General features: G+C 41.3%; 9 protein-coding genes. 7 read left to right on the top strand and 2 right to left on the bottom strand.

Features of this window, described 5'->3' with window-relative positions:
* Positions 1 to 60: 60 nt before the first annotated feature.
* Together MHH46_RS01030 and MHH46_RS01035 are read right to left on the bottom strand one after the other, a co-directional pair.
* Complete coding sequence (locus tag MHH46_RS01030; RefSeq protein WP_179086301.1) at positions 61 to 222, bottom strand: hypothetical protein; 162 nt, start codon at positions 220 to 222, stop codon at positions 61 to 63.
* A gap of 80 nt (positions 223 to 302) precedes the next feature.
* Positions 303 to 644: a JAB domain-containing protein gene (locus tag MHH46_RS01035; RefSeq protein WP_081387859.1), complete on the bottom strand. Its 342-nt coding sequence runs from the start codon at positions 642 to 644 to the stop codon at positions 303 to 305.
* A 48-nt stretch (positions 645 to 692) separates the two neighbouring features.
* On the opposite strand from MHH46_RS01035, the gene MHH46_RS01040 reads away from it, so the two are divergent.
* The 7 genes from MHH46_RS01040 (at position 693) to MHH46_RS01070 (ending at position 12,015) form a co-directional block, all read left to right on the top strand.
* Entirely contained in the window at positions 693 to 1,076 is a 384-nt protein-coding gene (locus MHH46_RS01040; protein ID WP_405132549.1) for a hypothetical protein, read from the top strand.
* A gap of 332 nt (positions 1,077 to 1,408) precedes the next feature.
* Positions 1,409 to 2,380, top strand: coding sequence for a DUF4238 domain-containing protein (locus tag MHH46_RS01045; RefSeq protein WP_076126885.1), 972 nt, complete (start codon positions 1,409 to 1,411; stop codon positions 2,378 to 2,380).
* Positions 2,381 to 2,865: 485 nt separating this feature from the next.
* Positions 2,866 to 3,753, top strand: coding sequence for a hypothetical protein (locus tag MHH46_RS01050; RefSeq protein ID WP_076126887.1), 888 nt, complete (start codon positions 2,866 to 2,868; stop codon positions 3,751 to 3,753).
* A gap of 425 nt (positions 3,754 to 4,178) precedes the next feature.
* Complete coding sequence (locus tag MHH46_RS01055; RefSeq protein ID WP_076126889.1) at positions 4,179 to 4,541, top strand: hypothetical protein; 363 nt, start codon at positions 4,179 to 4,181, stop codon at positions 4,539 to 4,541.
* Positions 4,542 to 4,748: 207 nt separating this feature from the next.
* Positions 4,749 to 5,315, top strand: a complete 567-nt coding sequence (locus tag MHH46_RS01060) for a hypothetical protein (protein ID WP_405132550.1) — start codon at positions 4,749 to 4,751, stop codon at positions 5,313 to 5,315.
* Between the two features lie 774 nt (positions 5,316 to 6,089).
* A complete protein-coding gene (locus MHH46_RS01065; RefSeq protein WP_405132551.1) occupies positions 6,090 to 11,459 on the top strand; it encodes an S-layer homology domain-containing protein in 5,370 nt (1,789 codons plus the stop codon).
* Positions 11,460 to 11,808: 349 nt separating this feature from the next.
* Positions 11,809 to 12,015, top strand: a complete 207-nt coding sequence (locus MHH46_RS01070) for a hypothetical protein (RefSeq protein WP_175620007.1) — start codon at positions 11,809 to 11,811, stop codon at positions 12,013 to 12,015.
* The last annotated feature ends 284 nt before the right edge of the window (positions 12,016 to 12,299 follow it).

Genomic DNA, 12,299 nt, shown 5'->3' on the forward strand with positions numbered 1-12,299 from the left:
ATTAAAGGATCGGCCCCTAACCAGAGGAGCCGCTGTTAGAATGATGTAGATGATATTTGTTTATGATATTTTTTGGAGAATAGTATTCAGTAGTTCAACTGCAGGCTGATAATATTGTTCAGGTGTCTCCATTACCTGTTCAGCAGACTGCATGGAACTTGAATCGGGTTCAGTGCAGGATTGCTTGAGTTTTTTTCGAGAAATGATGGTGAAGTATAGCATGATCGAAATCCTCCTTGTTGTTAGCGATTTAATTTTTTGAGTTTCTGACGCAAAGAGTACGATGATCATTTTGTGGATGATTACATTAATCCGCGTTCCTTCATGCTGACGAAAGAATTGTCGCCTAGGATGACGTGGTCCAGTAGATCTATCCCAAGTAGGCAGCCACTGTCTCGTAGTCGCTCTGTAATCTCCACGTCCTCAGGACTTGGATCTGGCTGGCCTGACGGATGATTATGGCAGGCTATGATGGAAGCTGAGTTGGCCAGGATAGCAAGCTTAAACGTCTCCCTAGGATGAACAATTGAGGCGCTCAGTGAACCGCAGGATACCTGATGTATCGCTGTTGGCTCGTTTTTTGTATTGAGGCAAAGAATACAAAACGCTTCTCGGTCATAATCACCAATGAATTGACGGAACAAATTAACCGCACGCCATCTCTATTAATAAGCGCTAGTTTCTGAACATCGGTGCTAAAGGTAGGTTTGTCATTTGAGAATGAATTTTGCAAAATTGTCGCAGATGATATTCCAGAAAAATTTAAAGACTCTCATTTGATGTTTGCTATTGCAAACCCTCCTATAGGAGGTAAACCAAAAGAGATTACTATATCTGAAATTGAAGATACCATTATGAATCTAGATGGAGTTATTGAGAAAATTAATGATTATTTAATAGATGAAAAAGTTAGAAAGAAGTATAAAAATGCCTTTAGTAAGAAAGTAATATTATTTACATTAGAATATGCACTTGTGCTAGGTAGTTTTGCAAATATTTACAATGAAATATATAAGGGGAAATTGTATGAAAGAATAATGAATTCTATAGGTGGGACGTCGTTCGGCATTGAGTAATCATGCCAGCTCTCCGAACATCCTCAACATCAAACGACGACGAATTGTGGATTTACCACGCCACGGCTCGCTTTTGTGAACCCTTGTCCTTGCAAAACCACAACTAATAATACTGGATAGGGGTTCAGCATTGCTTGTCACTAATAGAAGTACCCGACTTGCGTCAATGTGACGTTGATTGGGTGCTTTTTTATTTGTATGTGGAGGTATGTGGAAGATTTAGTCGAATATTGATTTAATATCGTTTGAGAATATAATCGGCGGGCAGGGACTGGTTTTACCCCGCTGGAATTCACTTTCTCACATATAACAGTAAAAGTGAGGAGGATAATATGGCTGACTATAAGTTTCAACATTATGTTCAACGTGCTTATTTAGAACAATGGGCTGAAAACGGGCAAATTAAGATTGTAAATAAGAAAACCAATAAAAATTTTAGCAATAATGTAACTAAAGCGTTTGGTGCAAATGATTTTTATTCAATAAGACATAACGAACCGCTTTTAATTTCTGATGAAAATGTTGATAAAGTATTTAAATTCCTCGAAGATTTTGAAGTCTACCATTATGATAAAAGATTAGAGACTTCGGATGATTTTAGAACTTGTATTCAATGGTTCGATAATTGGATTATCATGAAAGATGGAGTATGTGTAGAACACAATTATATAAAGCAAAGACTATACGAGAACCGACTGATAGATATTGAGATAGGTTGGCACAAAGTTGAAGGGAAATTCCACACAATAAAAAGTGAGTTGGAAAAGTTATACTACGATACGGAATATGAACTAAATGGTGAAACTATTTCTGATTTATATGATTATATAGTTTCATCTAGTTTTAGAAATCCACATGCATTTAACCGCTGCAAAATATATATAGATAACTACTGGTCAAAGGACGGAGAAATTGTATTCTGCAAAGAAGTTGATGCAAGCTTAAAAGAAGAGTTCACATCATTTCTGTTTAAGAAAACTATTATCGATTATCAAAATGGTATTCGTAATAATATTATGGGATATCAATTACATGAAATCTCAACAAAGCAATTAGTGTTTATATTTGCAAGAGGTAGTGAAAAATTTATTACATCTGATAATCCAGTGTTTACTATCATTAACGAAGAGACTGAACCTCAGTACACTTACTTCCCATTAACACCAAACATACTAGTTGGAATATTCTATTTAGACAAGAAAATAGATTTTGCATTTATAGATTACCCTGACAGTGAAATAGACTTTATAAATCGAGAAGTTATTAACAATTGTTATGAATACTATGTGAAATTAAATGAATAGTGTAGCCGCTCAATTCTCCTGTAGGGGAAGGAGATTTTTTCTTGCCAAGAGCGGGGGAGTTCGTGGACAATGTTTGGTGGATGTAGCCGGAGGCTGTATCGACCCTTATAGTTTGTTTAGTATAGGGCTCAGTGTCGCGAATTACTTGTCGGTTAGGGCCTTGAATTATTATTCGAACGCGAACGTCGAGACCTTTGAGACTGCAATTGCAGTGTTTATCAATTCGACATTTCTAGATTTACACGCACTGAAATGTTCGCTAAAGCGTCCCCTAGTTTTACGTCGAAGTAGGGGGATCAGAAAGTTTGATCATCACGTTGCGGCGAATTGTGGTTTTGCACAACCATGGTTCGGAAAAATAAACCCTTGTCCATACAAAACCACAACGGTTAATGATGGACAGGGGTTCATCACGAGGAATTCTTAAAAATCAATGATCAAGATAAGGAGTTACTATGAGTCACATTTTCAATTTCTCGTTTTCAATGAAAATTCAACGGATAGCTCTTAATTTAACGATTATGGATCAGACCTTATTGGATACCTTCAAACGGAATTCACACCGTGTTGTAGAGTTAATCTTTAAGAGCACAGGTGATGACACAATCGTTGAAGGGAAAACGATTTCTACTTCTGATCACGCGGCAGCAGGATACATGTATATTGATTACCACATTCCGGAGATTATTGGGAAGGTACTCTCAATCCATAAAGGTATTGACAATTATTATCTAATGGATCCTCATATTGAACTTACCAATCGAACTGCTCTTATAGCTTCTGGGGTATCCAATTATATAATGGAAAAGTTATATGGCAAGGCCGAATTAGTTAAGAAAGCGGTGGTATTACCTCAAAACGAATTCATCGACTCCATTAATATGTTAAATAGGCTCTCCACTAAAGATAAAATTGATGATGTATTATTCTTTATGCATTTATCAAACACAGTAAACCAAGATAAGAGGACCTATACCTCGCATGACATTATCAATAGATTTAGGTATATATGGAGTGCGTTTAATGCTTTGTACGAGGTAACAACAACCGCCAATGGTGATAAGGCTTCCATTGTCCAATTTTCCAAAAAACGCGATGTCATTGCGTTCATCAATAGTGGATATTGCCGTGAATATTTAGATTCACTTAAATCAGCGAATCTTGAACTGCGAAATAGTAATAATGTTTCTCTGAAATTAAAGGATGCACTTCATAATAATAATAATGAAGCAGTTTCTGAGAATGCTTTATTATGCGCCTACGCTATTAGAAATTCTAACTTCCATGGAACGAATGACGAAACAACTGCATACTGCAGAATCGGATACGAATTAATCCATTCGTTAATTAAGTTTTATTTGCCGATCTTCTAAATTACTACTGGTGTTGTTACAACTAAATTTGATCTATTGGCTAACATAATTTGTGTCACCTCGCCAAACATCCTAAGCATCACGCGGCGGCGAATTGTGGATTTACCAAGCCACGGCTCGGCTCCATATGGAGTTTTAGAAAAAGCGACCTTTAGGGGTCGCTTTTTTGTATCCTCATAATTAAAGTTAGGCAATGCTTTTTAATGATTTCAGCCAATTCCTCAAATGTGTACTTGTGGTTTATCATGTCTACTATGAGGTCTTCGGAATGTTTGATATGCATTTTAAACTGCAAAAAGATTTCTCTTCCACCACGAATACCGTCCGCATGAGGATGGTTCCCATACTATTGTTAACGATACCCTTTTGCAAAGTTTCTTTGTTATAATTATTATAATAATCTCTTCATTGGCTGGTGATTATGAATGAGTGAAAAATTTTGGTTAGTAGTACAGTATCCTCTAAAAAGTGAAAAAGGAAGCCAACGTGATAACTGGTTAAGAGATAAAGTAATGGAATACCTGGACATATCTCTAATAGATGCTAACTTAGGTTGTGTTGATGGCTTTGATATGGGCAAATGCATTTCCGACCCAAAAAAATATGCTCTTAATATATTTTGTATCATTACGGAAGAAGAACGTAGTATAGCCTTGGTAAAGAGAGTTTTAAGAGATAGCAGGCTTGATTATACTCGTATAAAAATTGCTACAATGCCCTATGGAAAAGAAGAAACATATAGTCTTAAATTTTCCTATAAAAAGGGTGTTACCGATTTTTCGCTATAGCACAGTTTTGAGTTTAGAATTACAACTACACCGTAAAACAATTTTCTGGCGGGAGTCATGAATTTTGTGACATCAAAGCTCTGACTACACTCGTAGAAGCTTATGTGCCGTTATCTTCGGACAGGGGTTTGACTTCCCTCGGCTCCATAAGAGGAACCCGCTGAGATAGCGGTTTTTTTGCTGTTTAGTGATTGAATTGTAGACCGAATGCAGACAAGGAATTATGGGGAACTAAAAGTATTTATTCTTGTAGACATGTTGTCTACATCTAAAATTAGATCATTCACTTTGAAGTTAATATTTAGTGGCACATTTTCCGAAACTACATCTATAAGAGCTCGAACTGATATAAGATTAGATTATGGCATTAAGCACTCAAAAGCAAAAATATTCGGGGGAATTACTATTATGAGTTTCACTATTGATTATGTTAAAAATAAAAACAGAATTATTGTAACATCGGACGGTATGGAAGTTGAGGATGCCTTTGCGTACGCAGAACAATTTCCGAAGATACTGAAGAAAACTAAGCGAGGGTTTACAGGTATGACTGTAATCACTGGTGGTCTGGTATTTAAGCAAGAGGTGATGGCAATTCTTGCTCCAACTGGTGAAGATGCTGTGAAAGCTGGAATGTCCACAAAACACAAATGGGTGTATGTTGCGCCTACGGCGTTCTACAAAACGCAAATGAATCGTATGTTTAAAGATATTGCAAACTTGTACGAATCGATAGAAGAAGCTGAAGCGTATCTTGATTCTGCAGGGAATTAGCAACTTCTAAAAATTAAAAGGATCCAGCCATCATCTGTAGCGCCAAAGGTACTTTCTGCGTATTGAAGAAGCACTGTGAAAAACCGATATATTCAGGATTAACTTATATAAATGGATCACTATACTAAGGAGTTATTCCTATGACCAGTCTCCTTAATCAGAATGACTTATCAAATATTGGTTAGAATGCTTCTAGGATGACATCAAAACTGTAAGTAGACTCGTAGAAGATTATGTGTCATTATCTTCGAACAGGGGTTCGACTCCCCTCGGCTCCATTTGAAAGACCCGCTGATTGATATTATCCCCTTCAAGTAGACACTCAAAAAAACCTTCATGTTATCATGTAGGCTTGAGTGCCACTTGGAGGGGATATTTTTTATGGCTAAAAAAGGTCAAACATTTCAGAAGTATACAGAGGAATTCAAATTAAAGGCGGTCAGAGCGTATTAAGAGGGTTCATCGAGCTATAAGGAGGTAGCTGAACGAGAAGGGATACGTAACTGTTCTCAACTGATTGAACACACATGAGGCCAGTTTTTTCGTTCTCTAAAGTATACCTAAATAGGATGAATAATAACTGGTTAAATTTACAAATTTGTCATGTGACAATAGTGATGACAGCAGTAACTATTCTCTCAAATGCTGGAATTATATAATGGATAGATTACATAGACAAGATAGGCTTCGTAAGGCTATTGTCTATAAATTTTTATTTTGTATTATTTATTTATAATGTAATTATATTACATAAAGTATTATATTGATATTTATATGAAATGGGGAGAAACATTGAGAGAAAGAATTCTAACTCTATTCATGACGATTGCTATTCTATTCACGACAATCACACCCGGGTTGGTACCGAGTGCTGAAGCAGCAGGAGGCACAGTTACAAAGACCTATACAGCAACTGCTGATACGATGCAATTAAATGGTCAAGCGGAATATAACGGAATCTATGATAATGACGGAGATGGTTATCTATATGTCGGCATGAGCAATAATGACGGCTTCGTCAATGTGCGCAATAGAATGGCCGCATCTTTCAATTTAGGTGCTCCAGAAGGGACCATTGTATCAGCAGAGCTGGTTGTGACGGTTGCTACTGTATTAAGAGTCCCGAATCACACGCTGTACATGGAGGCAAGGGGCTCTGCTGCGAATAGTTTGGACCATAATTTTAATGGTACCTTCCCCTTCGTAGATGTGAATAGCCCTTTTTCAGATAAATTTACGGCGAAAAGCACTGCGGAAGTGCCGATGGGCACTTATCTTCAGGATCAATCGATTACTTTCAATGTTAAGAGTGCTGTCGATGCCTTTACGGGTGGTTCTGATCGCACAGTAACTTTTACACTTAACGGCAATGAAGCAGATGCAGACAGCGGGAGATTTTTATTGTATTCCTTAGAAGCTTCGAATGCTGCATTTCGCCCGAAGCTAGTCGTTACTTATGAGACCGGACCGACGAATACCCCGCCTACGGGCTCTTTCAAAATTGCGGAGGGAACAGCGACAAGCGCCAGCACAGTCAATCTATCCGTAACAGGTTCAGATCCTGATGCAGGTGATAGTGTTACCCATATGAGATTTGCGAATAGCGTTGCTAATTTATCGGCGGCATCTTGGTTGCCTTTCAGCAATACAGCAACATTCAGTCTAAGTGGAGGGGATGGGGCGAAGAACATCTATATGCAGGTGAGAGATTCCAACAATGCGATATCTGCCAGTTCTTCTCAGATCATTCTATTGGATCAGACAGCACCAACAGGTGCACTGATTATTAATGATGGTGCTGCATGGACGAAATCAGAGATGGTCACTTTAAAAGGAACCTATACGGATGGAAGCGGCTCAGGAGTTGAGCAGGTGCGTCTCTCCAATGTTAATGGGACTTGGCAGACCAGCTGGTTCAGTATCGCTGATCTGAACGGGAGGTCATGGGTCCTTCCGGCTGGACAGGGAGTCAAAAACGTATATGTACAATATAAAGATAGAGTTGGTAATTCGAGCAACTCAACTATTAGTAGTACAATTACAGTAGATACAATAGCTCCTGTTATTACAAATGTAGTGAATAACATAGTATATAATAGCAAAGTTAATCCTCTATTTTATGAAGGCAGCGGATTGCTTAATGGGAGTCCCTATACCAGTGGTACAGACATCACCCAGGATGGAACGTATACACTGATCGTCACCGATCAAGCAGGCAATAGTGCGACGGTGGTTTTCAAGGTTGATACGATAGCACCTACCGTAACGGGAATAGCGAATGGTGTAATATACAACACAATCAAAACGATTACCTTTAACAAAGGAACCGCGACTTTAAACGGAGCTGCTTTTGTTAGTGGTGCACAGGTTTCACAAGATGGTGTGTATACCCTGATTGTAACGGATACAGCAGGCAATGTAACAACGATTAACTTTGAGATAGACACAACAGCACCTAAAATTAAAGGGGTAAGCGAGGGCGGGGTTTATAAGTCGGTAACTCCCAGTTTTAATGAAGGAACAGCGCAGCTGAATGGAACTGCTTATATGAGCGGTACAAGGATTGATCAGGATGGTGTGTATACGCTGGTTGTAACCGATACAGTAGGTAATGTAACAACGGTTAACTTTGAGATCGAAAATGTGGCGCCAATTGTCACGGGAGTAATGGAGGGCGGAATTTATATATCGGTAGTTCCTAGTTTTAATGAAGGGACAGCGCAATTGAATGGAACTGCTTATACAAGCGGTACAAAGATTGATCAGGATGGTGTGTATACGCTGGTTGTAACCGATGCAGCAGGCAACGTCACGATGGTGAAATTCATCATTGACAGAACCGCTCCAACCGTCACCGGCGTTGTTTACGGGGTGAGCTACAACACCGACAGAACGATCACTTTTAACGAAGGTACGGCAACGTTGAACGGAGATCCATTCGCAAGTGGCGAGACCGTTTCCGCTGAAGGCGACTATACACTCATTGTGACCGATGCGGTGGGCAACGTTACGACAGTCAGCTTTACGATCCACAAAACCGGCCCAACCGTTACTGGGGTTGTTTACGGATCGAGTTATAATACCGACAGAATGATCACGTTTAACACGGGAATCGCAACGTTGAACGGCGATTCCTTTGCTAGCGGATCTGAAGTCAGTGCCGAGGGCGACTACACACTCATCGTAACGGACGCGATGGGCAACGTCACAACCATTGCATTCACGATCGATAAAACAGTCCCGATCATTAGCGGTGTGACCGACGGCTCTATCTATAACACGAATCAATCGATTACGTTCAATGAAGGTACGGCGACCTTGAACGGAGATCCATTTGCAAGTGGCGCAACCATTTTCGCCGAAGGTGACTATACGCTTGTGGTGACGGATGAGGCGGGTAACGTTACGACGGCCAACTTCACCATTGACAGAACCGCTCCAACCGTCACCGGCGTTGTTTACGGGGTGAGCTACAACACCGACAGAACGATCACTTTTAACGAAGGTACGGCAACGTTGAACGGAGATCCATTCGCAAGTGGCGAGACCGTTTCCGCTGAAGGCGACTATACACTCATTGTGACCGATGCGGTGGGCAACGTTACGACAGTCAGCTTTACGATCCACAAAACCGGCCCAACCGTTACTGGGGTTGTTTACGGATCGAGTTATAATACCGACAGAATGATCACGTTTAACACGGGAATCGCAACGTTGAACGGCGATTCCTTTGCTAGCGGATCTGAAGTCAGTGCCGAGGGCGACTACACACTCATCGTAACGGACGCGATGGGCAACGTCACAACCATTGCATTCACGATCGATAAAACGGTCCCGATCATTAGCGGTGTGACCGACGGCTCTATCTATAACACGAATCAATCGATTACGTTCAATGAAGGTACGGCGACCTTGAACGGAGATCCATTTGCAAGTGGCGCAACCATTTTCGCCGAAGGTGACTATACGCTTGTGGTGACGGATGAGGCGGGTAACGTTACGACGGCCAACTTCACCATTGACAGAACCGCTCCAACCGTCACCGGCGTTGTTTACGGGGTGAGCTACAACACCGACAGAACGATCACTTTTAACGAAGGTACGGCAACGTTGAACGGAGATCCATTCGCAAGTGGCGAGACCGTTTCCGCCGAAGGCGACTATACACTCATTGTGACCGATGCGGTGGGCAACGTTACGACAGTCAGCTTTACGATCCACAAAACCGGCCCAACCGTTACTGGGGTTGTTTACGGATCGAGTTATAATACCGACAGAATGATCACGTTTAACACGGGAATCGCAACATTGAACGGAGATCCCTTTGCTAGCGGATCTGAAGTCAGTGCCGAGGGCGACTACACACTCATCGTAACGGACGCGATGGGCAACGTTACAACCATTGCATTCACGATCGATAAAACGGTCCCGATCATTAGCGGTGTGACCGACGGCTCTATCTATAACACGAATCAATCGATTACGTTCAATGAAGGTACGGCGACCTTGAACGGAGATCCATTCGCAAGTGGCGCAACGGTTTTTGCCGAAGGTGACTATACGCTTGTGGTGACGGATGAGGCGGGTAACGTCACAATGATTTCTTTCACAATTGATCGAACAAACCCGATTATAACCGGTCTAACTGTAGGAATAAGCAACTACACCAGTCCGTTGACGATTGGATTTAATGAAGGTACCGCTACATTAAACGGTCAGCCCTTCACAACCGGAACGAGAGTTATATCTTCTGGCAACTACACGCTAGTCGTCATCGATGAAGCAGGAAATCAGACGATTGCCACGTTTACGCTGAACATCTCGACTCCTGAATCCGGTTCAGGTTCAAGCTCAGACCCAAGTACAAGCTCAAGTACAAGCCCAATTCCAAGCTTAGGGCTAGAGATCGAGATCAATGGAGTTAAACAGAAGGATTTAGCCAAAGAAACAACTGCTGTTATGAACGGAAAGAAAGTGACAACGGTAACCATCGACGAGAAGAAATTATCGCGTTACCTCGATTCCTTACCCGATAAGCCAGTCATTAACATACCGGTCCATAATGATTCAGATCGTGTTCTTCTGCTCTTAAACGGTCAGCTTATCACAACACTGAATGACCGAAACGCAGTTATTCTAATTCAAACGGAGCTTGGTTCCTATCTTCTAGCTGCCAACCGGATCGATTGGAGTCTTGTCACGAAGCGTTTCGGTTCGGAGGATGCACTGCGAAACATGGTGATTCAAGTCGAGATTACCAATGTACCAGAAAGCGATATCGTGCAACTTGCTAATAGTATAGGGAAGGCAAGACTCTTGTCGCCGCCGATTGATTTCAACATCACAGCAGCACATGGCGGTAAGACGATTGAGCTCAACAAGTTTCTTAGCTATGTCGAGCGGACGATTGTCATTCCCAATTCAGCAGATGATCACAATAAAAATATAACGGGGATTACGATGACGAAGGATGGAAACATCGTGCCGGTACCTACCCGAATGATGAGGGAGAACGGCAAGACCTTTGCTGTCATTTATAGCCTGACAAATAGCGTCTATGCCGTTATAGAGAATGACAAAACCTTTGCGGATATTCAGAATCATTGGGCGAAGTATGATATCGAACAAGTAGCGTCCAAGCTGATCGTCCAAGGTGTCACTGAATCGAGCTTTCAACCGAACAAGCAAATTACCCGAGCTGAGTTCACGGCGATGTTGGTCCGGGCTCTCGGATTACACACGGTTGATCAGCCTACTAGCTTTACTGACGTCAACAGCGGGCAATGGTATTACGAAACGGTCTCCATTGCGGAAGGCTACGGGTTAGTTACGGCAAGTAACAATAGCCAGTACACTCCCAACGAGAAGCTAAGCCGAGAAGAAGCAATGGTGTTGCTGGGGAAAGCCATGAAGCTTGCTGGGATGGATACAGCGATTTCCGATAGCGAAGCCGCTCAACAGCTTAGCACATTCAAAGACCATCATTTGCTCGACTTGTCTGCAAGAGCGGCAGCTGCACTTAACGTTAAATACGGAATTATCATAGGCAATCAAGGACAGCTTACGCCGAACAATGTCATTACACGTGCCGAAGCTACCGTCATTTTACAACGCTTGCTCGAAGCGGCCAAACTGAGTTCGTAACAGCAAGAACCTTCAACCACAAGCTAAGTGGTTGAAGGTTCTTTTTTGTGTATATTTAGAGGAACTCGTCATGCATTACCTCGTGATCACCCATTACAAACTCCTGCTCAGCCGTTATTTGCCCCTTCTAGATTTGATCGTACTTGCGAAGTTTGTAATTAACCGCTTCGAACGCTTCGTCTAGGTCTTGTTGTCGTTGCAACTCTTTTTTATGCTACTCAAGGATCGCCTTTCTTTATAGGAGAGTTTGTTTTCCTTGAATGGCTAAATCAGTGTAATAAAGATGCTTCCAAAGGCAAAGTTACGGATATGTCTACCGCAAGCTCTTATGCAGTGAATCTAATTAAAGATGAAGCAGAAGCTAGTATTATCAATGGGAAGAAGAATGGCGTATTTGATCCGCTGGGCAATGCCACACGCGCATCGATACGCTGACCAAGGAATGATCTTAAACTATGCTACCTCGCCGAACATCCGAATCATCACACGGCGGCGAATTGTGGATTTGTACAGCCATGGCTCAGCTCCATATGGAGTACTATTGAAGACACCATGAAAGGTGTCTTTTTTCATATTTTCAGAATATGATCTGGACTATGCGTGGCGGTTCAAAAAAATGAGTATCTTGCTAGATCCAGTATCTTTCGTATGTGGAATTAAAGATTGCAGTGAAGAAGGTGTGAAGGAAAATTTAAGGTTCTATATAGGGATAAAAAAGGCAAACCTAGGATAGGAAGAGTTAATAGGGAGATATAAATGAAAACCAGTATACTTATGCTATAATTTAATAAAGTGACTCTGTGTTTTAGAAAAATTGGATAAAGGATGCATTGACCAACC

Source organism: Paenibacillus sp. FSL H8-0175, assembly GCF_045040615.1.
GTDB classification, from domain to species: Bacteria; Bacillota; Bacilli; order Paenibacillales; family Paenibacillaceae; genus Paenibacillus_AQ; species Paenibacillus_AQ odorifer.